22 protein-coding genes and 1 tRNA gene are annotated in these 25,922 nt (G+C 67.0%); 12 read left to right on the forward strand and 11 right to left on the reverse strand.

The window, feature by feature from the left end; all coding sequences use genetic code 11:
• Positions 1–99 precede the first annotated feature (99 nt).
• Complete coding sequence (locus INQ40_RS03665; protein ID WP_194341887.1) at positions 100–441, forward strand: Rieske (2Fe-2S) protein; 342 nt, start codon at positions 100–102, stop codon at positions 439–441.
• Here the strand turns inward: INQ40_RS03665 and INQ40_RS03670 are convergent.
• Both INQ40_RS03670 and trmB read right to left on the reverse strand, forming a co-directional pair.
• Positions 425–2,263 (reverse strand): SLC13 family permease, encoded by a 1,839-nt coding sequence (locus INQ40_RS03670; protein ID WP_193987199.1) that lies wholly within the window; start codon positions 2,261–2,263, stop codon positions 425–427. The genes INQ40_RS03665 and INQ40_RS03670 overlap by 17 nt on opposite strands.
• A 47-nt stretch (positions 2,264–2,310) precedes the next feature.
• On the reverse strand, positions 2,311–3,024 hold the full coding sequence (gene trmB / locus INQ40_RS03675) for a tRNA (guanosine(46)-N7)-methyltransferase TrmB (protein ID WP_194341889.1): 714 nt from the start codon (positions 3,022–3,024) through the stop codon (positions 2,311–2,313).
• Positions 3,025–3,205: 181 nt separating this feature from the next.
• On the opposite strand from trmB, the gene INQ40_RS03680 reads away from it, so the two are divergent.
• The 5 genes from INQ40_RS03680 (at position 3,206) to INQ40_RS03700 (ending at position 7,234) form a co-directional block, all read left to right on the forward strand.
• Positions 3,206–5,053, forward strand: coding sequence for an autotransporter domain-containing protein (locus tag INQ40_RS03680; protein ID WP_194341891.1), 1,848 nt, complete (start codon positions 3,206–3,208; stop codon positions 5,051–5,053).
• A 46-nt stretch (positions 5,054–5,099) separates the two neighbouring features.
• A tRNA-Gly gene (locus tag INQ40_RS03685) sits at positions 5,100–5,173 on the forward strand.
• Positions 5,174–5,258: 85 nt separating this feature from the next.
• A complete protein-coding gene (locus tag INQ40_RS03690) occupies positions 5,259–5,738 on the forward strand; it encodes a RimK/LysX family protein (RefSeq protein WP_193986314.1) in 480 nt (159 codons plus the stop codon).
• Positions 5,735–6,655: a 30S ribosomal protein S6--L-glutamate ligase gene (gene rimK, locus INQ40_RS03695; RefSeq protein ID WP_193986316.1), complete on the forward strand. Its 921-nt coding sequence runs from the start codon at positions 5,735–5,737 to the stop codon at positions 6,653–6,655. The genes INQ40_RS03690 and rimK overlap by 4 nt, the downstream gene beginning before the upstream one ends.
• A 39-nt stretch (positions 6,656–6,694) precedes the next feature.
• Entirely contained in the window at positions 6,695–7,234 is a 540-nt protein-coding gene (locus INQ40_RS03700; RefSeq protein ID WP_194341893.1) for a hypothetical protein, read from the forward strand.
• A 152-nt stretch (positions 7,235–7,386) separates the two neighbouring features.
• Here the strand turns inward: INQ40_RS03700 and INQ40_RS03705 are convergent, their stop codons facing one another.
• Positions 7,387–7,869, reverse strand: coding sequence for a methylated-DNA--[protein]-cysteine S-methyltransferase (locus INQ40_RS03705; protein WP_194341895.1), 483 nt, complete (start codon positions 7,867–7,869; stop codon positions 7,387–7,389).
• A 12-nt stretch (positions 7,870–7,881) separates the two neighbouring features.
• Positions 7,882–9,159 (reverse strand): ectonucleotide pyrophosphatase/phosphodiesterase, encoded by a 1,278-nt coding sequence (locus tag INQ40_RS03710; protein WP_194341897.1) that lies wholly within the window; start codon positions 9,157–9,159, stop codon positions 7,882–7,884.
• A 124-nt stretch (positions 9,160–9,283) separates the two neighbouring features.
• On the opposite strand from INQ40_RS03710, the gene hutU reads away from it, so the two are divergent.
• Complete coding sequence (gene hutU, locus INQ40_RS03715; protein WP_194341899.1) at positions 9,284–10,963, forward strand: urocanate hydratase; 1,680 nt, start codon at positions 9,284–9,286, stop codon at positions 10,961–10,963.
• Between the two features lie 99 nt (positions 10,964–11,062).
• Here the strand turns inward: hutU and INQ40_RS03720 are convergent, their stop codons facing one another.
• From INQ40_RS03720 to INQ40_RS03745, 6 genes are all read right to left on the reverse strand, one after another.
• Entirely contained in the window at positions 11,063–11,443 is a 381-nt protein-coding gene (locus tag INQ40_RS03720) for a hypothetical protein (RefSeq protein ID WP_194341901.1), read from the reverse strand.
• A gap of 36 nt (positions 11,444–11,479) precedes the next feature.
• A complete protein-coding gene (locus INQ40_RS03725) occupies positions 11,480–12,733 on the reverse strand; it encodes a DNA/RNA non-specific endonuclease (RefSeq protein ID WP_194341903.1) in 1,254 nt (417 codons plus the stop codon).
• 82 nt (positions 12,734–12,815) lie between these two features.
• Positions 12,816–13,505 carry a DUF2894 domain-containing protein gene (locus INQ40_RS03730; protein WP_194341904.1) on the reverse strand — a complete coding sequence of 230 codons (690 nt, stop codon included), beginning with the start codon at positions 13,503–13,505 and terminating at the stop codon, positions 12,816–12,818.
• On the reverse strand, positions 13,495–14,142 hold the full coding sequence (locus tag INQ40_RS03735; RefSeq protein ID WP_194341905.1) for an OmpA family protein: 648 nt from the start codon (positions 14,140–14,142) through the stop codon (positions 13,495–13,497). The genes INQ40_RS03730 and INQ40_RS03735 overlap by 11 nt, the downstream gene beginning before the upstream one ends.
• Positions 14,139–16,241 carry a DUF802 domain-containing protein gene (locus tag INQ40_RS03740; RefSeq protein ID WP_194341906.1) on the reverse strand — a complete coding sequence of 701 codons (2,103 nt, stop codon included), beginning with the start codon at positions 16,239–16,241 and terminating at the stop codon, positions 14,139–14,141. The genes INQ40_RS03735 and INQ40_RS03740 overlap by 4 nt, the downstream gene beginning before the upstream one ends.
• A 9-nt stretch (positions 16,242–16,250) precedes the next feature.
• On the reverse strand, positions 16,251–16,976 hold the full coding sequence (locus INQ40_RS03745; protein WP_194341907.1) for a DUF3348 domain-containing protein: 726 nt from the start codon (positions 16,974–16,976) through the stop codon (positions 16,251–16,253).
• Between the two features lie 157 nt (positions 16,977–17,133).
• On the opposite strand from INQ40_RS03745, the gene INQ40_RS03750 reads away from it, so the two are divergent.
• The 3 genes from INQ40_RS03750 (at position 17,134) to INQ40_RS03760 (ending at position 20,676) form a co-directional block, all read left to right on the forward strand.
• Positions 17,134–18,435: a mechanosensitive ion channel domain-containing protein gene (locus tag INQ40_RS03750; protein ID WP_194341908.1), complete on the forward strand. Its 1,302-nt coding sequence runs from the start codon at positions 17,134–17,136 to the stop codon at positions 18,433–18,435.
• 69 nt (positions 18,436–18,504) lie between these two features.
• The gene (locus INQ40_RS03755; RefSeq protein ID WP_194341909.1) at positions 18,505–19,209 is read left to right on the forward strand and encodes a glutathione S-transferase N-terminal domain-containing protein; all 705 of its coding nucleotides are present in this window, start codon (positions 18,505–18,507) and stop codon (positions 19,207–19,209) included.
• A 183-nt stretch (positions 19,210–19,392) separates the two neighbouring features.
• The gene (locus INQ40_RS03760; protein ID WP_228482105.1) at positions 19,393–20,676 is read left to right on the forward strand and encodes a hypothetical protein; all 1,284 of its coding nucleotides are present in this window, start codon (positions 19,393–19,395) and stop codon (positions 20,674–20,676) included.
• An 81-nt stretch (positions 20,677–20,757) separates the two neighbouring features.
• Here the strand turns inward: INQ40_RS03760 and INQ40_RS03765 are convergent, their stop codons facing one another.
• Complete coding sequence (locus tag INQ40_RS03765; RefSeq protein ID WP_194341911.1) at positions 20,758–23,244, reverse strand: acyl-CoA dehydrogenase; 2,487 nt, start codon at positions 23,242–23,244, stop codon at positions 20,758–20,760.
• A gap of 199 nt (positions 23,245–23,443) precedes the next feature.
• Between INQ40_RS03765 and INQ40_RS03770 the strand changes: the two genes are divergently transcribed.
• Positions 23,444–24,052: a TetR/AcrR family transcriptional regulator gene (locus INQ40_RS03770; protein ID WP_193986345.1), complete on the forward strand. Its 609-nt coding sequence runs from the start codon at positions 23,444–23,446 to the stop codon at positions 24,050–24,052.
• A gap of 56 nt (positions 24,053–24,108) precedes the next feature.
• Positions 24,109–25,872, forward strand: a complete 1,764-nt coding sequence (locus tag INQ40_RS03775) for a phosphoenolpyruvate carboxykinase (GTP) (RefSeq protein WP_194342404.1) — start codon at positions 24,109–24,111, stop codon at positions 25,870–25,872.
• The last annotated feature ends 50 nt before the right edge of the window (positions 25,873–25,922 follow it).

Consider the following 25,922-nt stretch of genomic DNA (forward strand, 5'->3'; position numbering starts at 1 on the left):
GGCGGGACCCCTGATTATCCCAGTTGGGATCGCCGGGTTTGTCACGGCTTCGTTAATCAGGACGGTGTCCGCCGGCTTCGCATAGACAGGGCCAGACGAATGACCAACGCTGCACTGATCCACCTGGACCGTATCCCCGACGGGGGCTTCGCGGACGCAGCCGCCGACCTGCACGGCGACATGGAGCCGCTGGTGCTGTACCGCGACGGCAACGACGTGCGCGCCTGGGTCAACGTCTGCCCGCACGCCGGCCGCCAGTTGAACTGGGCGCCCGGGGAGTTCCTCAAGAGCAAGGACGGCATGCTGGTATGCGCCGCCCATGGCGCCAGCTTCGAGCTGCAGAGCGGCGAGTGCGTGGCCGGCCCGTGCCGCGGCGAGTCCCTGCGCAGCGTCGAGGTGGAAGTGCGCGACGGCGCGGTCTGGCTCAGAACAGCAGGTTGACCATCAGCACCGCGATCATCGTGTAGATCAGCGACAGGGGACCGCCGACCCGCCACAGTTCCTTGCTGGTGTAGCCCGCCGGACCGGTGACCATCGAGATCACCGGGTTGGAGGCGGTCATGAAGTTGTTGGACGCCGACAACGCGATGATCAGCGCGAACGCGGTCGGGTTGCCGCCCGCCGCCAGTGCCAGGTTGATGCCCAGCGGCACCATCACGATCGCCGCCCCGACATGGCCGATGACCAGCGAGAACGCCGTCGTCAGCAGGCCCAGCAGCAATTGCAGGACCCAGGTCGGGGTGCCGTCGGGCAGCCGTTCGATGCTGTGGCCGGCGACCCAGGCGGCCGCGCCGCTGGAGTCCATCGCCCAGCCTAGCGGAATCAGGCAGGCCATCAGGAACACGGTTTTCCAGCTGATCGCCGCGTAGGCCTCGTCGATGTGGATCACCCCGGCCAGCAGCATGCCGGCCACGCCGGTCATCAGGGCCACCGACACCGGCAGCCGCGATGACAGCGCCAGCAACATCGCCACCGCAAAGATGCCCAGCGCGATCTTGAGCTTGTGCGGGCGCTGCTCGCCCTTGGGGTAGTCGGTCACGACCACGATGTCCTTGCCCCTCGCGGCGTCGGCCAGGTTGGTCCAGATGCTGTGCAGCACCAGCATGTCGCCGGCGCGCAGCGGCAGGTTGCGGACGTCGTCGCGCAGCACCTTCTTGTCACGGTTCACCGCCAGCAGGCTCAGGCCGAGGGATTTGCGCAGGTGCAGGTCGCGCGCGGTCTTGCCGATGAACTTCGAGGTTGGCGGCACCACCGCCTCGGAGATGCCGGCGCGGCTTGGATTGAACAGGTCGCCGAACACGCGCAGCCGCGAGCTCATCCGCAGCATCTGGTTCTGGGCAAAGTCGGCAACCTGCTGCTTCGGACCCATCGCGCCGAGCACGCTGCCCACCCAGATGCGTGCATCCGCGGACGGCGACACCCGGGCGTCGTCGCGGGTCTTGATGGCCAGGATCAGCGGCGCGTCGTGCAGGCTTTCCGCCTCGCCCAACGGCATCCCGACCAGCGGGCTGTCCGCGCTGACGGTCAGTTCATAGACATCGCCCTCGATGCCGTAGGTGTTGGCGAAATAGCTCTGGGTACGCGCCGGCGTGGCGCCCTTGCCGCCGCCTTCGTGCAGCCGCTTGTTGCCGTAGAAACGGAAGTACAGCAGGCACACGGCGAGCATCGCCACGCCGATCGGGAAGGTGGCGAACATCTGCAGCGGCACCAGCGTCGCCGCGCCCGAGGGCAGGTTGCTGTTGGCGGCCAGCAGCAGGTCGTTGAGCAGGATCAGCGGCGAGGTACCGACCATGGTCAGCGATCCGCCCATCACGATGGCGGTCGCCAGCGGCAGCAGCAGCCGCGGCAGCGTGAGCCCGGTGCGCGAGGACAGCCGCGAGGCCACCGGCAGATAGAGCGCCATCACGGCCGGATTCTGCATCACCGAGGAGTTGATGCCGGCGACGGCGCCGGTCAGCATCACCAACCGCTCCTCCATGCCGTGGGCGCGCCGCAGCAGCCAGGACGCCAGGCGGTTGAGCGCGCCGGTGCGGTCCAGTCCGGCGCCCAGGATCATCGTGGCGATGATGCTCATCACCGCGTTGGACGAGAAGCCGTTGAAGATCTCCTCCGGCGCGACCAGTCCCGACAGGCCCAGCATCACCAGCACCACCAGGGCGACCACGTCGGCGCGGATGCGCTCGAAGACAAACATCACCATGGTGAACACCACCAGCGCGAGCACCAGTTTCATGTCGGTGGTGAGTGTCAGCGCGCTGTCGATGCCCTGGTCGAACACGTTGGGGGTTGGCCTGTCGGGTCAGCGATCCATCAGCAGCGATCGTAAATGAGGTCCCAGACGCCGTGGCCGAGTTTCTGGCCGCGGGTCTCGAAGTGCGTTTGTGGGCGCCACGGTGGCCGCTCCACCGAACCACGCTTGCCGGCGCGGTTGGCGATGCCGGCGGTGGCGTCGAGCACGTCCCACATCTGCTCGGCATAGTCGTGCCAATCCGTGGCGAGGTGCAAGCGCCCGTCCGGCGCGAGCTTGCGCACCAGCAGTTCGGCGAAGGGGGCCTGCAGCAGGCGGCGCTTGTTGTGGCGCTTCTTGTGCCATGGATCGGGGAAGTAGATGCGTACCTCGTCCAGGCTGCCGTCGGCGACCTCGTGGGTCAGCACCTCGACCGCATCATGGTGGTAAAGCCGCACGTTGGACGCGTCGGCGGCGGCGAGCGCAATCAACAGCCGGCCGACGCCCGGAGCATGCACCTCAATGCCGATCAGGTCGCGTGCCGGGTCGTGCTCGGCCGCGAAGCGCAGCGCCTCGCCGTTGCCGAAGCCGATCTCGAGCACGCGCGGCGCACTGCGTCCGAAGAGCTCGTCGTAGTCACGCGGCTGGCCGCTGTAGTCGATTCCGAAGCGCGACCATTGCTCGTCGAACGCGCGCTGCTGGGCCGGCGTGAACCGTCCCTGGCGCAATACGAAGCTGCGGATCTGACGGTGCCCCTCGCTGACGGTGAAGGGCTTGCCGCTGGAGGTGATCTTCATCCGCGCATTGTCGTGTGCGCGGGGGCGCGTGGCCAGCATCGCGCTGAACGCTGATCGCCGCGTGGGCCGATGTATCCTTGCCGGGCCCGGCGGAGATCGCCGCCACCCGTCCAACTTGCGGGTGGTGACGGGATGCCGCTCTCCCTGGATCCTTCCGATCATCCGTTGCAGGAGCTTGCCGATGAAACCCCTTCGTTCCGTTCTCGCCGTTGCGCTCGCGCTGGCGGCCGCCCCCGCGCTCGCCCAGTCCGCCGCGCCGGCGAACTACACCCAGCCGTATTCGCAGACGATCTTTTTCGGCGACAGCCTGACCGACTCCGGCCACTTCCGGCCGGTGCTGGTGGGCGCGGTGGGACCGCAGGCGGGGATCCTCGGCAAGTTCACCACCAACCCGTGGCTGGTGTGGTCCGAGTACCTGGCCGACACCTACGGCACGGACGCGAACGCGGCCAACCAGGGCGGCAGCAACTACGCCGTGGGCGGCGCCCGATCCGGCCAGGATGCGGTCGGCGCGCTGGGTTTCACTCCGTCCATGACCACCCAGGTGAACACCTACCTGGCTGCCACAGGCGGCGTGGCGGATGCCAACGCGCTGTACACCGTGTGGGGCGGCAACAACGACCTGTTCGCCGTCGCCCAGGGCGCACCGGTACAGGCGACGATCGGTTCCGCGGTCGCAGCGCAGGTCGGCGCGATCGGTGGGTTGCAGGCCGCCGGTGCCCGCTACGTGCTGGTACCGAGCATTCCCGACCTGGGGCTGACCCCGTCGGCGCGGGCGCAGGGCCCGGTGGCGCAGGGCCAGTTGACCCAGCTCGCGCGCGCCTACAACGACGCCCTGTATGGGGGCCTGGCCGCCAGCGGCCTGCGCGTGATTCCACTGGACATGTTCCACCTGTTCCAGGAAGTGGCCGCCAACCCGGCCGACTTCGGTTTCACCAACATCACCGGTACCGCCTGCCAGCCGCAGATCACGGCGCAGTCGGTGACCTGCCAGCCGGGCACCTACGTCACGCCGGATGCGGCAACCAGCTACGCCTTCGCCGATGGCGTGCATCCCTCCGGCGCGGCGCACGAGGTGATCGCCGACTACGCGACATCGATCCTGGACGCGCCGCGTCAGATCGCGGTGTTGACCCACTCGGCGGCGGTCACGGGCCGCGCGCGGGCGGACCGGGTCGCGGCGCAGGCCAGCGGCACCACGATGACCGACGGCAAGCGCTGGTGGGCGGACGTGCGCGGCGATTTCCAGCGCTACGACCATGGCGACATGTACGACGGTGCCGTTCCCGCGCTGACGGTCGGCATCGACTGGCACAGCAACGGCATGACGTGGGGCGCCTTCGGCGGCTACGGCAAGGCCAGCCAGGACTGGGGCCGCAGCGGCGGCAGCTTCAACCAGAGCGAAGCGACCCTCGGCGGCTACATTGGCTGGGCGTCCCCGACCGGTGCCTGGGTCAACGGCCAGCTGAGCTACAGCCAGTTGGGCATGGATATCAAGCGACAGGTCAACCTGGGCCGATCCACCCGTATCCATCGCGCGGACGTGGACGGCAGCAATGTCACCGCGGGGTTGAACGCCGGTTTCGAGTTCGGCGACGGCGCACTGCGTCACGGCCCCGTGGTCGGCGTGCTGGCACAGAAGATCCAGATCGACGGGTTTGCCGAAAGCGATTCCGATCTCTCGACTTCGCTGGCCTACCCGGAGCACAGGTTCGACTCGTTGATCGGCACCGCCGGTTGGCAGATGCGCTACGCCGCCAGCGAGCAGCTGCAGCCGTATGCGCGGCTGACCGTGGACCGCGAGTTCGAGGACGTGCCGCGCGAAGCCTTTGCGCGCCTGCAGTCGATGCCAAACGCGGCACCCTTTGCGGTGCCCGGCGTGGCCTTCGACGACACCTACGGCACGCTTACCCTGGGCGCACGCACGCGGTTGATGGGCCTGGAGACAAACCTGGGCACCAGCCTGACCGCCGGCCAGAGCGGTGGCAGCAACACCACCGTATTCGCGACGCTCGGCGGAAACTTCTGATCCGCGACTCCCCGCGCGGCGGCAAACGCATTAAACTTTGCAGCACGCGGGTGTAGCTCAATGGTAGAGCTGTTGCTTCCCAAGCAACTGACGAGGGTTCGATTCCCTTCACCCGCTCCACATACGCGGCGGCCCGGTCCTGATGGACGGGGCCGCCGTTTTTATTGGATCGTCAACTGGGTCGGCGTTGGAGCGGAGAACGGGTATGACACTGCCGGTGGTGCTTGGTTGGCGCGAATGGGTGGACCTGCCGGGCCTGGGCCTGGACGGGATCCGGGCGAAGGTGGACAGCGGCGCGCGGACCTCGGCGCTGCACGTTGATGCCCAGTGGCGATTCTTCGAGAACGGCCAACCGTGGGTCGGTTTCCGGGTGACGCCGGGTGCCAACGGTTCCGGCGCGGTCGAGGTCGCGGCGGTGCTGGCAGACGAGCGCGACGTAACCGACTCTGGCGGCCACCGCACCCGCCGTGCATTCATCCGTACCTCGCTGCGCCTGGGGGGCATCGAGCGCGAGATCGACATCAACCTGACCGATCGCCGGCGCATGCTGTTCCCGATGCTGCTGGGTCGGACCGCCATGGCCCGCGTCTTCACGGTCGATCCGGCACGGTCGTTCCTCCACGGGCGCCGGGTCTCTCTCGCACCGGACGCTTCCAGCACTTCATTGCCGGCACGCCACCCATGAAACTCGCCATCCTCACCCGAAACTCCAAGCTGTATTCCACCCGGCGGCTGGTGGAGGCGGCGCGTGCCCAAGGCCACACCGTGCGCACCCTGGATCCGCTGCGCTGTTACATGCACATCTCCAGCACCGGCTTTGCCATGCGCTACAAGAGCCGGCCGATCTCCGGCTACCAGGTCGTCATCCCCCGTATAGGCACCTCCGTTACCCGATACGGCACGGCGGTGCTGCGCCAGTTCGAGCTGATGGGCACCCTCAGCATCAACTCTTCCGATGCGATCCTGCGCGCGCGCGACAAGCTGCGCAGTCACCAGATGCTGGCTGCGCGCGGCATCGGCATGCCGGTAACGGTGTTTGGCGACAACCCCGACGACACCGTCGACCTGCTGGAAATGCTCGGACCGCCGCCGCACGTGATCAAGCTCAACGAAGGCACCCAGGGCGCCGGGGTGATGCTGACCGAGAAGCTGTCCGCCTCGCGCGGCGTGATCGAGGCGCTGCGCGGCCTGTATGCGCAGTTCCTGGTGCAGGAGTTCATTCCGGAGGCCAACGGCGCCGACCTGCGCTGTTTCGTGGTCGGCAACAAGGTGGTCGCGGCGATGAAGCGGCAGGCACCGATCGGGGACTTCCGCTCCAACCTGCACCGCGGTGGCAGCGCGGAGTCCGCCAAGGCCAGCCGCGCCGAGCAGGAGGCTGCGGTCCGTGCGGCGCGGGTGCTGGGGCTGGGCGTCGCCGGCGTCGACCTTGTCCGCTCCCACCGCGGACCCCTGGTGCTGGAAGTGAACGCCTCGCCCGGCCTGGAGGGCATCGAGAGCGCGAGCGGCGTGGACGTAGCGGCCGAGATCATCCGGTACGCAACGCTCATGCACCAGGCGCAAAAGGCAAAAACCAGGGTGGCCAAGCCCTTGACCGTCAAGTGAATCTGATGAACATTGGGTAACTGTTGCCGACCGCAAGCCGTGGGCAGCGCAACTCAAACAGGGAAACCACCAATGAATAATCCGGTTCCATTTGGCGCCCGCCTGGCGCTGCCGCTGCTGATCGCGTTGTTTGCCGCGCCCGTGCTTGCCTCGGACCTCAGCGCGCCGCAACCGCTCGATATCGAGACGATCGAGGACTTCGGTGTTTACGAAAAGGCGATCATCCATCAGCTCGACAACAGCAACACGTATGAGGAAATCACTCCCGAGCAGCGCAGCCGGGCGCTGACGTTGATGACCGAGATCAAGGCGATCATCGATCGCAGCGGGTCCATCGCCGCGCTGCCGCCTCTGCCCCGCGTGGATGTATTCAATCGGCAGGAAGAGCTCAACCAAATCCTTGCTCAAGCTGAGGAAGACAGTCGGGTGATCTGCCGGCGCGAGCGTCCCACGGGCAGCAAACTGCCGATCAACAAATGCATGACCCTGGCCGAGCGCCGCAAGACGCGAGAAGGCGGCAAGCAATATCTGCGCGAGATCATCCCGGCCGAAGGTCCGCTGGACCAGAGCGGAATGTAATAGCGATTTATTAACGCGTTTCTTAACAGTGACTTACGTTATCGCGCTGTAGCTTGGACCCACCGCAAAGGCTTCAGGCGGTATCGGGGCAACAACCCTCTTTGACCCAGGCTCGGTGGCCCCGCGCCTGGGTTTTTTTATGCGGGCAAGACTTATGCGGGCAGGGCGCCTTCCAGCACGAGAAGCTGGCGCTTGACCGGAAGACCGCCGGAGAAGCCGGTCATGCTGCCGTCGGCGCCCATGACGCGGTGGCAGGGCACCACGATCGGGACCGGGTTGCGACCCACGGCAGCGCCAACCGCACGCATCGCACCGGCGTGGCCGGCGCGTGTCGCCACCGCGCCGTAGCTGATGGTCTGCCCATACGGAATCTGCGCCAATGCCGTCCAGATATCGCGCTGGAACAAGGTTCCCTGTGGGGATAGCGGCATGTCGAAACCCGTGCGCCGACCTGCAAAGTACTCGTCCAGTTGCGTTCGGGTCGCGTCCAGGACCGGGAGCGTTCCCTCCCGCCATTCGGCGCTGCGTTTCACGGGATGGCGCGGTTGGCTGAATTCGATCAGGCGCAGCCCGTCCCCATCCGCTGCGAGCAGTAGCGGCCCCACGGGGCTGTCGATGGTGGTGAACACGATCATGTCAGGGCCTCATCAGGGTGCGCCGGCCGCCCTGGCTGCGCCGGGTTTGAGGGATTCCATCGCGCCGTCGCCGCCGTCGTTGGCCGCCGGCTCGACCTCCAGTATCGCCATCAGCAAAGGATAGACGTCGATGTTGTCGAATGCCGGCACGCGGGCGTTTTCGCGGAATGCTGGTCCCCGGGCCAGGAAGATCGCCCGCATCGAAGGCAGGGCGGGATCGAAGCCGTGCGAGCCGCGGTCATCCGTTTTGGAGCGCGTCTCCAGCCAGGCGCGGCGGAGGGCGTCGTAGCCTTCGTGCATCTGGCAGATGATCGGTGGCACGCGCGGATGCGCGCCGTACTGCCAGCGCTTGGGCAGTTCGTCCTTGCGCCAGCAGTCGTAGTTCTCGTGCGCGCCCAGCAGTTGCGACTCGGCGGCGGTGCGGCGACCGGGGCGCGGCGTGAAGCCCACGGACTGGCCGGCGGTCACGAATTCGGCATCCGCCGGATCGACCATGTCCTCGATTACCACGAACTGGTCCGGTGGGACGGTGGCCATGCCGTGGTCGGACACCACCACCACGTTGAGTTCGCTTGCCAGCCCCAGCGCATCGATCCCGTCCAGCAGGCGGCCCATCGCTGCATCGACGTCGCGGATCGCCGCGTGCGCCTCCTCGGAATCCGGCCCGTTGGCGTGCGCCGCGCTGTCCACCGCCTCGAAGTAGAGGGTGCTGAAACGCGGGCGGGTGGCTTCGGGTTCGGCCAACCAGGCGAGCACCGTGTCGACGCGATCGGCCATCGGCATTTCCGCATCGAAGGGCTTCCAGTGGCTGGCCTGGACGCCGCCAATGGCTGCCTCCGAACCGGGCCAGAACATCGTGCCCGCGCGCAGTCCGGCCTTTTCCACGGTGATCCAGATCGGCTCGCTGTCCCACCAGCGCCCGTCCGACACGGCCTCCCGATTCCCCAGGCTGAACTTGCCCAGCGCCGGGTCGTGCATCGAGTTGTGGACGATGCCGTGATTGTCGGGCCGCTTGCCGGTCACGATGGTGAAGTGGTTGGGGAAGGTCAGGCTGGGATAGGACGGCGTCATCCATTCCGCCTGCACGCCGTGCTCGCTGATGCGTTCCAGGTTCGGCGTGATGCCCAGCTCCAGGTAGTCCGGCCGGAAACCGTCCAGCGACACCAGCAGCACCTGCGGCGGCGTTGCGGCAACCCCAGCGTCGTTGTGCGGGAGCGATGTGCACGCCGGCAGGACCAGCGCGAAGAATGTCGTCAGTGCGGACCGGGCCGCGAATTTGAATGGGTGCATCAGCCCATCCTAGCGTCTGCACGCCGCGGTCGTGCGTGCCGGAAGTCCGTGTTTCCGCCGCGGGAAACCGCAGCCGGGCGCGATGCGATAATCCCGGTCCTATCGATTACCGACAGGGTTTGTCATGTCCAGTCCCGTGACCCACACGCGCACCGATCCCGGCCGCATCATCCGCTCCCCGCGTGGCAGCCAGCTCACCTGCAGGTCCTGGCTGACCGAGGCTGCGTTCCGGATGCTGCAGAACAACCTGGACGCGGAGGTGGCCGAGGACCCGACCAGCCTGGTGGTCTACGGCGGCATCGGCCGCGCCGCCCGCGACTGGGAGAGCTATGACGCGATCATCGCGTCGCTCAAGACGCTGGACGACGACCAGACCCTGCTGGTGCAGTCGGGCAAGCCGGTCGGTGTCTTCAGGACCCACGTGGATGCGCCGCGGGTGCTGATCGCCAACTCCAACCTGGTGCCGCACTGGGCGACCTGGGAGCACTTCAACGAGCTCGATAGGAAGGGCCTGATGATGTACGGCCAGATGACCGCGGGCAGCTGGATCTACATCGGCAGCCAGGGGATCGTGCAGGGCACCTACGAGACCTTTGTGGAAATGGGGCGCCAGCATTACGGCGGCAGCCTCAAGGGCCGCTGGATCCTGACCGCCGGGCTGGGCGGCATGGGCGGCGCCCAGCCGTTGGCCGCGAGCCTCGCAGGCGCGTGCAGCCTCAACATCGAGTGCCAGCAGAGCCGCATCGACATGCGCCTGCGCACCCGCTACGTCGACGAGCAGGCCACCGATCTGGACGACGCCCTGGCCCGGATCGGGAAATACACCGCCGCCGGTGAGGCAAAGTCGATCGCGCTGCTGGGCAATGCGGCGGTGATCCTGCCCGAACTGGTCCGTCGCGGCGTCCGCCCCGACGCGGTCACCGACCAGACCAGCGCGCACGACCCGGTGCACGGCTACCTGCCGATCGGGCTGACCGTGGAGGAGTGGCAGGAGGGACAGCGCGATTCTCCCGGCCGCATCCGCGACGCGGCGATGCATTCGATGCGCAAGCACGTCGAGGCGATGCTGGCCTTCCATGCGCAGGGCATCCCGACCTTCGACTATGGCAACAACATCCGCCAGATGGCGTTCAACGACGGCTGCAAGAACGCCTTCGACTTCCCCGGTTTTGTCCCCGCCTATGTGCGCCCGCTGTTCTGCAAGGGCATCGGCCCGTTCCGCTGGGTCGCGCTGAGCGGCGACCCCGAGGACATCTACCGGACCGACGCCAAGGTCAAGGAACTGATTCCCGACGACGCCCACCTGCACAACTGGCTGGACATGGCGCGCGAGCGCATCGAGTTCCAGGGCCTGCCGGCGCGCATCTGCTGGGTCGGCTTGGGCATGCGCGACAAGCTGGGCCTGGCGTTCAACGAAATGGTCCGCAACGGTGAGCTGAAGGCGCCGGTGGTGATCGGCCGCGATCATCTCGACAGTGGTTCGGTCGCCTCGCCCAACCGCGAGACCGAGTCGATGCGCGACGGCAGCGACGCGGTGTCCGACTGGCCGCTGCTCAACGCGATGCTCAACGTGGCCGGCGGCGCGACCTGGGTGTCACTGCACCACGGCGGCGGTGTGGGCATGGGCTACTCGCAACACTCCGGCGTGGTGATCGTCTGCGACGGCAGCGAGGCGGCTGACCAGCGGATCGCGCGCGTCCTGTGGAACGACCCCGCGACAGGCGTCATGCGGCACGCGGATGCGGGTTACGAAATCGCCAGGGAGTGCGCGCGCGAGAAGGGCTTGGATTTGCCCATGCTGTAGCCCGTCGGGGTTTGTGCCGGGCTTGTGGCCCCCGGGGCGCGTCGTGGGAGAGGTGGGCGCCCGTTACGGACGCGCTTCGCTGAAAGCGGAACGCGCGACTTACGCCGGGCGCGCACGCTCCGCGACGGCCGCCAGCGTGTCGGGCGTGATGTCCCATTGCTCGGGCGCGTCGTATTCGAAGTCGACCTTGATCTTGCCGGTGTCGCGGCGGATCCGCAGCACGCAGGCGTCCCACGGCGCCTTGCCCGGGACCAGGGTCGCGGTACGCAACGCGTCGAACGTCTCGCCGATGGCGGGGTCGCGGGGCGTCGCGGCCTCGGCGGAAGCGCCGTCGTGGTAGCGGAAGCCGCTGAGGCGCCGTGCCAGCGCGCCGTCGCCGTAACGCGCGATCAGTGCATAGCCGTCCCAAAGCCCGTCCGAGACCGCCGGGTCCGCCACCAGCAGCTGGCCGAGCCTGGCAATCAGTTCATTCCTGTCCATGCGGATACCCGTTCAGAGATGCGCGCCAGTCTGGCCTCAGGCCGTGGCCCTGTCGATCATCTCGTCCATGCCGGCACCGGCGATCGCGTCAAAGGCCTGGCCATCGGCGTTGGCGAACGCGATCAGTGACGGGTCGTAGACCACCGCGCCGCTGTCGGGATCGATGACCTTGTAGTCCACGTGGACCTCGTCGGGACGCTGGGACGTGCCGCCGACGAGTTCCACCTCGATCGACACCTCCATGCCCTTGGCCAGCCAGTCGCCCCATTCCTGCTCCAGACGCGCGTAGGCGCCACGGTTGAACAGGCCGAACTGCGGAAACATGTTGACCGAGCCGTGTCCGTTGGCGAAGCGGTAGGCGATGATGTGGCCCACGTCGTCCGGCGTGCCCTTCATGTCGTTGTCCTTGCGGAAGCCGCTCTGCGCGTTGACCTCGATGCGGTCGGACGCGCGTCCCTTGCTGCTGGGCTCCCAGGTCAGGGTGGCTTCGGCGGAGGCCGGACGTCCTTCAGCGTCCAGCGTCCAGGTGATGTCGTTGACCTCGCCCGATCCGGCCTCGGTCACGGTGCCGTGGATCTCGTTGCCGTTGACCGTCTCGGCGAGTACCACGGTCGAGTCGGGGACCTTGCCGGTCAACAGCATGCGCGAGTAGCCGCCCAGCTCGCTGCCCGTTGGATCGGCGAGCAGGGTCGTGTGGCGGGTGAAGTCCTGGCGGTCGGCGGGGTAGGAGGAGGGCCCGCCGTCGCGCGGGGCGTCGAACAGGCGCTCCGATCCGCTCATGACCCGCAGCTTGCCCTTGTCGAGCATCTCCAGCGACAGGCGCAGGTCGCTGATGGACTCCAGGCCGTTGGCCTTGGCCAGCGTGCTGAAAGCGGGCTCCAGCGCGGTGCCGGCGTAGTCCTTGCCGTGGATTTCGATCCGTGTCCGGTCGGGAATCGTGGCGGGATCAAACGGATTCACCGCGCGCATCTGTTCGGGCGTCGCGTTCTCGTTGCGGAGGGTCACTTCGTAGCGCACCGGGACGCTCGTACTGCTGCCGTCGGGCGCTGCGATGGTCATGTCGGCCGTGGTCGTGTAGGTGGTGTTGGCGCCGCTTTCTTTGACGTCCTGGGTGCGCACCGACGCCTTGTCCAGATCGAAGCTCACGTCGACCGGGTCGGCCGCGAGGATGCGCTTGTCCAACCGCGCACCATCGCCGCTGTCGGGCCGGAGCGGGCAAGGCAATCCGCGCAGGAAGCTGCCCCAGAGTTGCGCGGGCGACGGGAGATTCAGGCTGGGAGTGAGCGACATGACGGCACGCTGGAAAGTGAGCGGGGCATTGCTCCGCTGAATCTAGCGTTCGCACTCCCCCAGCCGCCATTGGGGGAAACCCTTAAGCGTCGCCTGGCACCTTACCTATGGGCGATTTTGTTGCGGGGTGCTTCGCGTTCGCGCGCTTGCGTGTGCGGGGTTTCGCCGACGCCCCCGCACCCGGGTTGCCGGCGGCGGCGTCGAGCAGGCCGACCGGTTGCAGGCGCTCCATCCAGGTCAGTGCATCGGCATAGGCGAGGAAGTGCTGCAGGTAGCCGGGCGAGGTGTCGGCCATCAGCCGCATCGCGCGGTGGAGCAGGGCACTGGAATGGAGCGGGCCTGCTTCATCGGGAATCGGCGCCAGTGCCGCGCGCAACTGGCTTTCGGTGCGGATGCGGTCCCAGAGCCGGCGGAATTCCTCGAGCACGACCGGGGATGAAACCGTGGTGCGTTCCTTGTCTGCGGAGGTGGCGCAGTGGACCGCCCGTTTGTTTGCCTGGATGTACTCGGACAGCCCGAGCAGGGTGCGTTGCGAACGGTCTGCGTTGGTCGGCAAGCCCGCGTGTGTCGCCGGCGTGGCAGCCACCTCGGCCGCCCGGGACTGCATGAGTTCCTCAAGCCTGGCCTGAAGCAGTGGTGCGAGGGCTGCGTCTGCGAGGTCCAGGCGTCGCTGCAGTGCGGAGATCAGCGCGTCGCGCACACGGTTGGTGCGCGGGCGCTCATCCGGCAGCGGGTCGCCCTGCGCACCGGAGCGGGCAGCCTCAGTCGGCATCCGTGGCCGCGTCGTTTTTCGGCTTCGGGATCGGCGCAATTTCCACCCGCCGGTTCTTCGACCGCCCCGCTTCGTCCTCATTGGAGCTCACCGGCTGCTCCGCGCCGAACGCGGCGGCAAACACCGATCGCGACGGCACGCCGGCGGCAATCAGGGCACGGGTAACCGTCATTGCGCGCGCCGCGGACAGTTCCAGGTTGTCGGCGAAGCGCATGTTGCTGTCCAGCACCGGCCGGTCGTCGGTGAAGCCGCTGACCATGAGCAGCTCGTCGCGCGATTGCAGGTACTCCGAGAGCGGTGCAGCCAGGCTCTGCAGCAGGTCGCGCCCCTCCGGCTGCAGACGGTCCGAATTCAGCGCGAACAGCACGCTGCCACTGATGCCGATGCGACCGTTGATCACCGTCACGCGACCGCCGGCGAGCGGCCCGGCCAGCGCCTGCTCCAGCGTCTTCAACCGGGCTGCCTCGGCCTCGCGTTGCCTGACGGTTTCGTCGAGCTGGTTGGACAGCTGGACCTGCATTGCGATCACGCCGGCCAGGATGAGCACGAACGCACCGAGCAGCACCGACATCAGGTCGCCGAAAGCCGCCCACGTCGTTGCAGTGGATTCGGATTCGAGCTCGATCTCGTCGCTCATACCGGGGTCTTGCCGTGGGCCCGAGCGCCCGGCGCGCCCGCCAGTTGCTGAAGTTCACCGATGATCTGCTTCTGCGAGAGCATGCTCAGGTCGATCACCTCCCGCGCCTGCGCCACGTAATAGGCCAGTTGCTCGTCGCTGCGGGCCAATGAGGTTTCCAGTGCCGCCTCGATCTTCTCCAGGCGCTCGCCCAGAGTGTCGATCGCGGAACCGAATTGCTCGACCACCGCGCCCAGCACCTCGGCGAGGCTCGCAACTTCCACCGCGCCGCCACTGACCTGCGCGGCCGCGGCGCCGAGCGTGCCGGTCTGGGCGTCGACCTGCTCGCTGAAACGGGTGCCGACGCGTTCCAGCAGATCGGCCGAGGTGCTGACCAGCGCGTCCACCGACGTGCGCTGCTCGGTCGAGGTGTGGTTGACGGCGCCCAGCAGGGTTTCCAGGGTCGCCAGCAGCTGGTTGCGCTCCGCGAGCATGGCGTTGTCGCGCACGAGGCCGTCGGAAATGCTCTGGCGAAGTTCGGCGATGACCTCGGCGGCCGCCCGCGGCGCCTCGGCGGCGGTCTGCATCAGGCGCGCCACTTCGGCAATCGTCTCCTGCGCCTGCGCCTGCGCCTGCGCGGCCATCTGTGCAGCCGTGCGGCCGAGGGTGTCGCAGATGTCCTTCTGCCGGTTTACTGCTTCATTGCTGCTTTCGCGCCAACGGTTCTCCAGGCTGTCGTTCACGGCGGAGAGCGCGTCCGACCACTGCACGAGGCGCTGCTGGTCACGGGATTCCAGCGCTGCCTGGGAGTCGTCGTGGGCCTTGCGCATTGCCTCGATCAGCGCCGCTGCACGCTCGTCGTAGGTCGCGGCGGCCGATGCCATGGCCTGCTGGTTGCTGGCCGCGAGCTGTTCGTTGAGCTCTTGCTGGCGCGACAGGGCCGCGTCCCAGGCGTCGTCGCTGCGCTCGGCGCTCAGGTCCAGATGCGCGGAAACAGTCTGCAGCAGGGCGCTCGTCTGTTTCTCAAACCCGGCCGTGAACTGCCCCAGCGAACCCTGCAGCGCCTGCACAAGGCCGTCGTTGGCACGTTGCTGACCGGCAGCGGCGTTCTGCCATGTGTCGGCGGCTGCCGAGGTTGCCGTCTGCAGGCTGGCGGACACACCGTCCAGCTGCCGCTGCACCGCATCAGCGACCGAAGCCTGCAGCGCGGCATTTTCCTGCGCGAGGTTTGCCATCGTGCTTTCCATCATCCGCGACAGCACGGCGCCGATACTCCGCGCACTTTCCTCGAAGCCGACTTTCAGCGACTGCTCCAGATTTGCCGCCAAGCGCGCGTGATGCGCATCGGTACGGCTGTGGAACTCCTCCTGACTGGCCGACAGGCGCTCGCCGCTGGATTGCTGCAACTGCTGCAGGTTGGTGCTCAAGGTATCCAGGCGCTCGATCAGCGTCGGCATCAGGCTCGTTTGCTGTTGCAGCAGGCGGAACGCCTCTTCGCGCTGGTGGGCGTGCGAGTAGGGACGCAGCGTGCCCGCCAGTTGCAGGTCTAGCTGCTGCACCGCATGGGCCCGCTCGCGGCGGCACAGCGCTGACAGCAGTCCCAGCATCGAGGAGGCTGCAACACCCGCGATCGAGGTGCCGAAGGCAAACGCCAGGCCGCTGACCGGAGCGCCCAACGACCCACGGATGGCCTCCAGATCGGTTGCTCCCGCGAGCGCGAGTCCGGTGCCGCGCAGCGTCGCCATCATCCCCAGCAGGGTGCCGAGCATGCCGAGCAGCACCAGCAGACCGACCAGGTACGGGGTCAGCGCGGGTGCCGGCAGCGCCACGCGCTCGCCTTCCACGCGCAGGCGTACGGCATTGCGCAGGCTGGGGTGCAACCGCTGCAGCCAGCCGGACAGGTCGGACAACGCGGCGGCCGCATCGTCCGTGGCGGCGATCAACCCGAGGGTGGCCTGTCGGTAGCGATGCAGCTCCAGCGCGCCGGCGACGTAGAACGCGCCGATCACCGCGGTGACCGCGAGCGCGGGCAGGTTGGAGCCGATGTAGCCTGCGCCAATCCACGCAACGGCGATCAGGCCCACCAGGAAGATGACGACGTAGAGCGTGTTTTTGTGCATGTGATCCAGCTATCGGGTGCCGAGGGCGGACAGCAGCCCTTCGACGGGTTGAAAACGGATGTCGAGCTCTGCAAGCAGGACGTAGCCCATGTCCTGGCGGAAGCGGTCCAGCCAGGCAGCGTCTTCTGGAGCCTGGGTAGATGGGAGAAGCGGGTCGCGCGACTCCACCGCGGCGTCTCGCAGGCGTTCAAAGTGCTGCCCCAGCAACGCCGGAACCGACCCGAGCAGTGCGTGCTCGCGCGGGGTGAGGGTCAATTCCATCACCGCGTCCACCTCGGCCAGACGCGCCATGTCGGCGGAGCCGGACGCGAGCATGTCACGCAGATGCCCCCGCAGCCGCCCGACTTCGGCCTGCATCGACTGTTGCAGGTCGCGGTAACGCTCACGGAGCGGGCCGAACTCGAGAGCCGGCTCATCCTTGGCGACGGCCGTGGCACTCCGCGGAGGCGCCGACCCGGCCTCGGTCATCGCATGGATGCGCGCGACCAGGACCGCGCGAACCCGTTCGCATTCCTTGTGGACGTCGTCGCCGGAAGCGCTCGGGACGACCTCGTGAGCCGACAGGCGGCCGTCCAGCGCCCTGGACAGCGCCACGGCACGGGTCCAGTCCAGCCATTCGCTGAGACGCTCGGAAAGGGATGTGCTGCTCGCAGCGGGCGCTGCGCTGGTGAGACCCGCCAGCAGGCGAATGAACGCCGGGCCCTGGAGCGGAGTCCGTTGAAGTGCCTTGGCCATCGTACGTCGCGGAAAGCCGGCAATTTTACACGCGATACACCCGACGCACTTCCATGCGCTGTAGCTGTCGAGGGTTCCCGTCCCCCGCAGCGGGATGACGGGACCTGGATTGGTCAGCTTGTATGCTCGGCGGACCTTCGTTGCACCAGATGCGCCAATGAGTGACTGGTTGAACAAGCACATCCCGATCTGGATCGACGCCCTGTCGCACCCCGGGCTTTGGTGGCAGGCGCTGGCGGTCGTCGCTGCGATGGTGCTGGCCTGGGCGGTGGACCGGCGCTATGACGCCTGGTTACGTGGCTACCTGAAGACGGGGGATCACACGCGCGCCGGGCTGGTCGCCCTGGCAGCCAGCCGGCGCCTGGCGTTCCCGGCCGCGCTCTCGCTCGTGCTGGTGGTCGAGTGGGGGGTGTTCAAGCAGCTGGAGCTGCGCCACGCCTTGGTGTGGGTTGCGCTCAGCCTGTCGTTTGCGCTGCTTCTGGTGCGGCTGGCGGTGTACCTGCTGTCGGGCGCGCTGAAGCCGGGCTCGCTGCTGTCCGCATCGGAGAATTTCATCGTCGCGGTGGTCTGGGTCGGCGTCGCGCTGCACCTGATCAACTGGCTTCCCAATGTGCTGGCAGCGTTGGACTCGGCGGCGATAACGGTCGGAACCACGCGCGTGTCGGCCTTGCTGGTGCTGCGCGCGGTGGCGGTCGCGGCGTTGGTGATGGTGCTGAGCCTGTGGATCTCGCGCCTGCTGGAACGCAAGGTGCGCGATTCACAGCACCTGTCGCCCAGCGCGCAGGTGGGCATCAACAAGGTGATCAAGCTGCTCCTGCTGATCTTCGGCACCGTGGTCGCGTTGCAGGTGCTGGGGGTCAACCTGGCGGCACTGGCCGTTATCGGCGGCACGCTGGGCCTGGGCATCGGGCTGGGCCTGCAGCGGATCGTCAGCAACTTCATCTCCGGCTTCATCCTGCTGGTGGACGGCTCGATCAAGCCGGGCAACGTGATCACGGTGGAGGACCAGTCGGGCACCCGCTACGGCTGGGTCCATGAATTGCGCTCGCGCTACATCGTGATCCGCGACCGCGACGGCGTGGACACGCTGATGCCCAACGAGAACCTGATCATCAACCCGGTGATCAACTGGAGCTACGGCGGCGAGAGCATCCGGCTGAAACTGCCGATCCAGATCAGCTATGCCGATGATCCGGAACTGGCGATGAAACTGCTGGAGGAGTCGGCCAACGGGCAGGATCGCGTTCTCACCGACCCTGCGCCGGTGGCGCGCCTGCTGGGTTTCGGCGAAAACGGCATCGACCTCGATCTGCGCGTCTGGGTCACATCGCCGGAGCTGGGGATCAACAACGTCCGCTCCGACATCAACCTGGCGATTTGGCGGGCATTCAAGGCGCACGGAATCACCCGGCCGCTACCGCAACGCGAGCTGCGCATGCTGGAGGACGGCGCCGACTAGACGGGTGTCCGCGTTGCCCCGCGCGCCAGGGTTACCATCATCTACCCCTTGACTCGAGGCGACGGCACCATGGCAGAGCTATCCGACTTCCCGATCACGACGCGCTGGCCGGCGCGCCATCCCGAGCGGATCCAGCTCTATTCCATGCCGACGCCCAACGGGGTCAAGGCCTCGATCATGCTGGAAGAGACCGGGCTGGACTACGAGGTCCACCTGGTCGACATCACCACCGGCCAGAGCCACACGCCCGAATTCCTCTCGCTCAATCCCAACGGCAAGATCCCCGCAATCATCGACCCCGACGGTCCCGGCGGCAAACCACTTGGCCTGTTCGAGTCCGGAGCCATCCTGATGTACCTGGCGCGGAAGAGTGGTCGCTTTCTCCCTGCCGATCCCGCGCTGCGCTGGGAGACGATCCAGTGGGTGTTTTTCCAGGTCGGGTCGATCGGCCCGATGTTCGGCCAGCTCGGCTACTTCCATAAATTCGCCGGCAAGGACATCGAGGATCCGCGGCCATTGAAGCGCTACGTTGCCGAATCCAGGCGCCTGTTGGGCGTGCTCGATACCCAGCTGGACGGCCGGACGTGGCTGGTGGGTGAGGAGTACACGATCGCCGATATCGCCACGCTGGGATGGGTCAACAGTCTGGTCGATTTCTATGGCGCCGGAGAGCTCACGGGGTATGCCGACTTCACTCACGTGCAGGACTGGCTTCAACGTGGTCTCGCGCGCCCCGCCGTGCAGCGCGGACTTCAGATCCCGGCGGCCCCATAGCGCCATCGCACAAGACACGAAGGGTTCCGGGCGCGTGGAATCGCTGGAACGTGGTGCCTGGGAGATTGGTCAGGCACTTTCCTGAGGGGCGCCATCTAAATTCCGGTCAAGGAGCGATCACAGGTGAGACGAATACTGAAATGGGCGGCGTGGATACTGCTCGCCGTTGTGGCAACTACCGTTGTGCTCTGGCTGGTATCGCGCTACCGCGGCCCGTCCGCGACGCAAACCGCGGCGCTGGCATTGATGCAGGACCGCGCGTCGTTGCCGCCCGGCGAAAATGCCTTTCCGGCGATCTGGCTTCTCGACTTCGACGTGCCGCGCGAGCAGCTTCAAGCGGTTGCGGAAGCCGACGTTGCGCAAGCAAGCGCGGCGGTGACGCCGGCGGGCGATGGGCTCGTTGTCGAATCCCAACGCGCGGCATTGACCGGTTTTGAACAGCAGCGACCGTCCCGCGAAGACGCGCAGCAGTTCTGCAGCGGTGGCGACATCGATTGCCTGGCCAGGGTTCGTGCGGACCTGGGCGCCTACGAGGGTCTAATTGCGAGGCATCGCGGGTTGCTGGACCGCGTTGCGGCCCTGCAGGACTATGGGTATTACCGCAGCCCGCCATCCGCCCCGTCGCATGCGATGCTGCCGCCGCTGCAGCCGGCAGGCTACGAGCTCACCCGGGTCGCGTGGCAATTCGCGAACGGGGATGTGGATGTGGCGCTGGCTGGCGCTTGCAACGGCGTGCAGACCTGGCGACGCCTGGGTGCCAACTCGGACGCGCTGCTCATTCGCAGTGTTGCCGATCGCTACACCGATCGGTACATCCGGTTGCTGGCAGGGATGCTGGGTGAGGTCGGTCCGACCCACGAGCTGCCGACATCGTGCGCGACGGCATTCGCCGCCCCGACGGTCGCGGACGCGTCTTTGTGCGAGGCGATGCGCGGCGAATTCGTCGTTTCCACCCACCACATCCGCCAGCTGGCTGTCGACTCCTCCACGGCGCCGTCGCGAATCCCGAATCCCCTCCCCGCGCTCACCTGGGACCCGGAAAAGAGCTTGGCGATCCTCGCTGAAGGCCACTCATGGGCGTGCTCGGAAGCGACGGCCGGCAATCTGATCAACGATGTCCGAGTGGATCCTGGGCAAAACCGCAAAAGTCGCTGGCGTCTCGAATGCGTCGCCAACCCGACCGGCTGCATCCTCGCGGATATCGCATTTCCGGCCTACTACAACTACCAGCGGAAGGCGCAGGACCACGCTGCGCGACTGGAGTTGATGGGCGCACTGCTGTGGCTGCGCACCAATGCCAGGGCGGATGAGCCGCTTGAGCCCCAGCTGATGGCCTACTGGCGGCAGCACCGACGCGGCAACCGCGAGCTCCGCCTTGCAGACGATGGCCGGACGGTCAAGCTCCAGATGTACGCCGACGGGCCGGACACATGGTGGTCGCTGCCGATCTTTCCCGCCGCCGAGTAGGCAGGGCGGAATCGGGAACCACGCAACAAAAAACGGCGGGCCACGAAGCCCGCCGTTTTCGGTACATCGCCGGCGCGAGCGTCAGGAAATGGCGTGCTCACGCGCATCCAGCAACTCGAACTCCGGCTCCGCCTTGTAACCTGCCGAGCGCAATTCCTCGGTGTCGAAGTCGTCGACACTGATGGTCTCGATGGTCATCTCGCGCAGCGCCTGCAACTGGCCGCGTTCGTCGGCGGTGATCCAGCCCTCGCGCACACCCTCGTCGAGTTGCTCCGGGAAGGTGAGCGCTTCGATGTGGCTGTTCTTCATCGCCTTGAGGAACTTGCGCTCCACCGGTTCGGCGAGCACCACCGCGGCCAGGAAACTGTTGATCCGGCCGGCCGGATTGTGCTCGGTCGGGGTGAGGTAGATGCCTTCGCCCATCCGGTCGCGGGCCTCGTTGGGCACCATCAGCAGCGAAGCGGCGCGACGGCTGAGGCGGTCACCGGGCGGGGTGGCACGACGCCCGATCGGAAAGATCAGCGCCCACAGCAGCCAGCCGACCGGAGGCACCGGGAAGTTGCGCAAGGCATCCGACAGCGCCAGTTCGATCTTGTGCACCGCATTGAGGATCGACCACGCCAGCAGCGGCTGGTCGGCCTCCGGACGGGCCTGATCCTCGTAGCGCTTGAGCAAGGCACTGGCGATGTACAGCTGGCTGAGCACGTCGCCCAGACGCCCCGACAGCGACTCCTTGAATTTCAGCTTGCCGCCCAGCAGCAGCATCGACGTGTCCGCGCACAGGGCCAGCGCGGCCGAATAGCGGTTGAGCTTGCGGTAGTAGCGGCGGGTGTACGCGTCCCCCGGCGCCTTGCCGACGCTGGCGCCGGTGACGCCGAACCACAGCGAGCGAACCGCGTTGGAGATCGCAAAGCCGATGTGGCCGAACAGGTTGCGGTCGAACTCGCGGACCTGCTCCGGACCCTCGGGCATCATCGCCGCCTTCATTTCCTTGAGCACCCACGGGTGGCACAGGATCGCGCCCTGGCCGAAGATCATCAGCGAGCGCGTCATGATGTTGGCGCCCTCGACGGTGATCGCGATCGGCGCTGCCTGCCATGAGCGACCGAGGTAGTTCTTCGGCCCCAGGATGATGCCCTTGCCGCCGTGGATATCCATCGCGTCCTGGGCGATCTGGCGACCCATCTCGGTGCAGTGGTACTTGGCGATGGTCGATGGCACGGCGGGGTTTTCACCGCGCGCCACCGCCGCAGCGGTGGATTCCGACAGCGCGCTGATCGTGTAGGCGTTGCCGGCGATCCGCGCCAGCGCTTCCTGCACGCCTTCAAAGCGCCCGATCGACAGCCCGAACTGCTTGCGAATCCGTGCGTAGGCACCTGTCACCACGGCGCCCATCTTGCCGCCGCCGCTGGCGGTGGAGGGCAGGGTGATCGAGCGCCCGATCGACAGCACCTCGACCAGCATCTGCCAGCCCTTGCCGGCCTGCGCTTCGCCGCCGATCAATTGGCTCAGGGGGATGAACACTTCGCGTCCATCCAGCGGGCCGTTCTGGAACGGGCTGTTGAGCGGGAAGTGCCGCCGGCCCACGTTGACCCCGTCGGTGTCGCGCGGCAGCAGCGCCAGGCTGATGCCGATGTCGCGGGTGTCGCCCAGGATGCCGTCCGGGTCATACATGCGGAAGGCCATGCCGATCAGCGTCGCGACCGGCGCCAGGGTGATGTAGCGCTTGTCGAAGGTCAGCTTGACGCCGACCACGTTGGCGCCGTTCCACTCGCCCATGCAGACGATGCCGAAGTCGGGGATGGAGGTCGCATCCGAACCCGCCCACGGACCGGTCAGGGCAAAACACGGAACCTCCCGGCCGTCCGCGAGGCGCGGCAGGTAGTGGTCCTTCTGCTCTTCGGTGCCGTAATGCATGATCAGCTCGGCCGGTCCCAGCGAGTTGGGCACGCCCACCGTCGAGCTCACCACCGAGGAGATCGAGGCCAGCTTCTGGATGACCTTGTGGTTGGCCAGCGCGGAGAATCCGAGCCCACCGTATTCCTTGGGCACGATCATCCCGAAGAAGCGGTTCTTCTTGATGAACTCCCACATCTCCGGCGGCAGGTCGGCGCGCACGTGGGTGATGTCCCAGTCGTTGGTCATCGCACACAGCTCTTCGCACGGCCCGTCCAGGAACGCCTGCTCCTCCGCGGTCAGGACGGGCGCGGGCTGGTCGAGCAGCACGTCCCAGTCCGGGCGACCGGAGAACAGCTCACCTTCGAAACCCACCGTGCCGGCTTCCAGCGCGACGCGCTCGGTCTCGCTCAGCGGCGGCAGGATCTTGGTGTAGAAGCCCAGCAGCGGCTTGGTGATGTAGGGCAGGCGGATCGCCGGGACCAGCAATGGCACCGCAATCAGTGCGGTGATCAGGGCGACCACCGTCACGGCGGCAATGCTGGCGCCCAGCAGTGCGCAGGCCACCAGCGCGGCGGCCGTCAATGCGACCCACACAGGGAGCCGCAGGCGATGGTAGGCAGCAATTCCGGCCACCAGCAGGAAAACGATGAAGGGAAGGGCGATGCTCATGATGACGCTCCAGCAGCGGTGCGACGGTTGGGTGCAGGTCAGCTTAAAAAACGAACGCCCCGAAAGGGCGACGCGTCCATTAACATACGCTCGAGTATGGAGTTCGTTTGGCGCTTGTGTCAACTGCGACGCGCTGCAAACGATTCCGGTCCGCATACGGCTCCCGTCGCTGGCGTACGGTTGCTACACTCGCCCCCCTATGGCCACGACCCCAGCTGCTTCCGGAACCAAGCCCGCTCCCGCCCGAGCCGCGCGCCTCAGCGCGACGGGCTGGGCCGAGGCCGCGCTCGACCTCATCGCCGAGCAGGGCGTGTCGGCGGTGGCGGTGGAACCGCTTGCCCGCCGCCTCGGCGTCACCAAGGGCAGTTTCTACTGGCATTTCCCTTCGCGTGACGCATTGCTCGTCGCCGCGCTCGAGTTGTGGGAGCGGATGGAAGAGGAGACCGTGTTTGGCCAGCTGGAAGCGGTCGCCGACCCGCGTGAGCGCCTGCGTGCGCTGTTCTCGATGGTGGCGCGCGAGTACAAGACCCACATCATCTACTCCGAGCTGCTCAAGGCGCTGGATCACCCGGCGGTGCAACCCGTCATCGGCCGTGTCTCCGAGCGCCGCCTGGACTACCTCACCGCGTCGTTTCGCCAGGCCGGACTCGGCCGCGACGACGCCCGCAACCGTGCCCGCCTGGCCTATTCGGCGTATGTCGGATTTCTGCAGCTGAACCTGCAGCTCAAGCAGACGCGGATGCAACACGACGAGTTCGACAACTACGTCGAACACATGATGACGACGCTGATCCCACCGACGAACTGATGGTGGAGTCGAACCAACTGTTGGAGACATTGCCCGTGACCGCTTCTTTCACCGACATGTCCGCGCTCGCGGGAAGCTCGCTCGATTCACTCAACCAGTGGGTAGCGCGGGTGGCCGCGCTCACCCAGCCCGACGCGGTCCACTGGTGTGATGGCAGCGATGCCGAGAATGAGGCGCTGACCGCGGCCATGCAGGCCGACGGCACGCTGATCAAGCTCAACGAACAGACCCATCCGGGCAGCTGGCTGCATCGCTCCGACCCCGAGGACGTGGCGCGGGTGGAGCACCTGACTTTCGTGTGCACCAGCGACCGCGACGACGCCGGTCCGAACAACCACTGGATGGCGCCCGCCGACGGCCACGCCAAGATGGATGCGCTGTTTCAGGGCTGCATGCGCGGCCGCACGATGTACGTGATCCCTTACTGCATGGGGCCGATCGACTCGCCGCTGTCGCGTTGCGGGGTGGAGATCACCGACAGTCCCTACGTGGTCGCCAACATGCGCATCATGACCCGCATGGGCGCGCCGGCGCTGGCGCGGATCGAGCGCGAGGGGAACTTCGTCAAGGGCCTGCACTCCACCGGCGAGCTGGACCCGGATCGGCGCTTCATCATGCACTTCCCCGAAGAGCTGGAGATCAAGTCCTACGGCTCGGGCTACGGCGGCAATGCCTTGCTGGGCAAGAAGTGCCACGCGCTGCGCATCGCCAGCCATCAGGCGCGCTCGGAAGGCTGGCTGGCCGAGCACATGCTGATCCTCGGACTGGAGAATCCGCGCGGCGAAACCCACTACATTGCCGCCGCGTTTCCCTCGGCCTGCGGCAAGACCAACCTGGCAATGCTGATACCGCCCGAGGGCTACCTCAAGGACGGCTGGAAGGTCGCCACCGTGGGCGATGACATCTGCTGGATGCGCCCCGGCAGTGACGGCCGCCTGTACGCGATCAACCCGGAAGCGGGCTTCTTCGGCGTCGCGCCGGGGACGTCGAAGAAGTCCAATCCCAACGCATTGGCGTCGATCCAGTCCAACACCATTTTCACCAACGTCGGCCTCACCGCCGACAACCAGCCGTGGTGGGAGGGCCTGGCCGAAGGCGAGCCGGTGACCGATTGGCGAGGCGAGCCCTACGACGCGGCCAAGCGTCCGGCAGCGCATCCCAACTCGCGCTTCACCGTGTCCGCGCGTCAGTGCCCCAGCTATTCGCCGGAGAGTGATAACCCGGTCGGCGTGCCGATTTCGGCAATCGTGTTCGGCGGTCGCCGGCCCTCGCTCGTACCTCTGGTATTTGAAGCGCGCGACTGGACGCACGGCGTGCTGATCGGGGCGGCGATGGGCTCGGAGACGACGGCGGCCGCCACCGGAGCGGTGGGCGTCATGCGCCGTGATCCGATGGCGATGAAGCCCTTCTGCGGCTACAACTTCGCCGACTATTTCAGCCACTGGCTGGACTTTGACAACGGTCGCAACCAGCTGCCCAAGGTCTTCCACGTGAACTGGTTCCGCCGCGGCGAGCAGGGCGACTTCCTGTGGCCGGGCTTTGGCGAGAACCTGCGGGTGCTCGAGTGGATGATCGGCCGGGTGAACGGCACGGCCGGCGCAGTGGAAACACCGATCGGCAACCTGCCGACCGCGTCCGACCTGAATCTGGAGGGCGTCGAGCTGAGCGCTGAGGCGATGGAGAAGCTCTTCGGCTTCGAGCGCGCCGGTTGGCAGCAGGAATTCGCGAGCATCGGTGAGTACCTGGAAGAGTACGGACCGCGCATGCCGCAGGCACTGAAGGACGAGCAGCAGCGCATCGCGGCACAGCTGCAGGATTAGCGCAGACCGGGTGGCGCGCGCGCGGCATTGCAAGGAAACGAAACCCCGGC

Origin of the sequence: Lysobacter sp. H21R4, assembly GCF_015277535.1 — a bacterium.
Lineage (GTDB): Bacteria > Pseudomonadota > Gammaproteobacteria > Xanthomonadales > Xanthomonadaceae > Novilysobacter > Novilysobacter ciconiae.

Coding starts and splice junctions, on each gene's coding strand:
- INQ40_RS03735 (WP_194341905.1), bottom strand. CDS start 14,142: ATGAGCGACGAGATCGAGCTCGAATCCGAATCCACTGCAACGACGTGG.
- INQ40_RS03755 (WP_194341909.1), top strand. CDS start 18,505: ATGGCAGAGCTATCCGACTTCCCGATCACGACGCGCTGGCCGGCGCGC.
- INQ40_RS03720 (WP_194341901.1), bottom strand. CDS start 11,443: ATGGACAGGAATGAACTGATTGCCAGGCTCGGCCAGCTGCTGGTGGCG.
- INQ40_RS03740 (WP_194341906.1), bottom strand. CDS start 16,241: ATGCACAAAAACACGCTCTACGTCGTCATCTTCCTGGTGGGCCTGATC.
- INQ40_RS03770 (WP_193986345.1), top strand. CDS start 23,444: ATGGCCACGACCCCAGCTGCTTCCGGAACCAAGCCCGCTCCCGCCCGA.
- trmB (WP_194341889.1), bottom strand. CDS start 3,024: ATGAAGATCACCTCCAGCGGCAAGCCCTTCACCGTCAGCGAGGGGCAC.
- INQ40_RS03705 (WP_194341895.1), bottom strand. CDS start 7,869: ATGATCGTGTTCACCACCATCGACAGCCCCGTGGGGCCGCTACTGCTC.
- INQ40_RS03710 (WP_194341897.1), bottom strand. CDS start 9,159: ATGCACCCATTCAAATTCGCGGCCCGGTCCGCACTGACGACATTCTTC.
- INQ40_RS03665 (WP_194341887.1), top strand. CDS start 100: ATGACCAACGCTGCACTGATCCACCTGGACCGTATCCCCGACGGGGGC.
- INQ40_RS03775 (WP_194342404.1), top strand. CDS start 24,109: ATGTCCGCGCTCGCGGGAAGCTCGCTCGATTCACTCAACCAGTGGGTA.
- INQ40_RS03725 (WP_194341903.1), bottom strand. CDS start 12,733: ATGTCGCTCACTCCCAGCCTGAATCTCCCGTCGCCCGCGCAACTCTGG.
- INQ40_RS03730 (WP_194341904.1), bottom strand. CDS start 13,505: ATGCCGACTGAGGCTGCCCGCTCCGGTGCGCAGGGCGACCCGCTGCCG.
- INQ40_RS03745 (WP_194341907.1), bottom strand. CDS start 16,976: ATGGCCAAGGCACTTCAACGGACTCCGCTCCAGGGCCCGGCGTTCATT.
- INQ40_RS03765 (WP_194341911.1), bottom strand. CDS start 23,244: ATGAGCATCGCCCTTCCCTTCATCGTTTTCCTGCTGGTGGCCGGAATT.
- rimK (WP_193986316.1), top strand. CDS start 5,735: ATGAAACTCGCCATCCTCACCCGAAACTCCAAGCTGTATTCCACCCGG.
- INQ40_RS03690 (WP_193986314.1), top strand. CDS start 5,259: ATGACACTGCCGGTGGTGCTTGGTTGGCGCGAATGGGTGGACCTGCCG.
- INQ40_RS03750 (WP_194341908.1), top strand. CDS start 17,134: ATGAGTGACTGGTTGAACAAGCACATCCCGATCTGGATCGACGCCCTG.
- hutU (WP_194341899.1), top strand. CDS start 9,284: ATGTCCAGTCCCGTGACCCACACGCGCACCGATCCCGGCCGCATCATC.
- INQ40_RS03680 (WP_194341891.1), top strand. CDS start 3,206: ATGAAACCCCTTCGTTCCGTTCTCGCCGTTGCGCTCGCGCTGGCGGCC.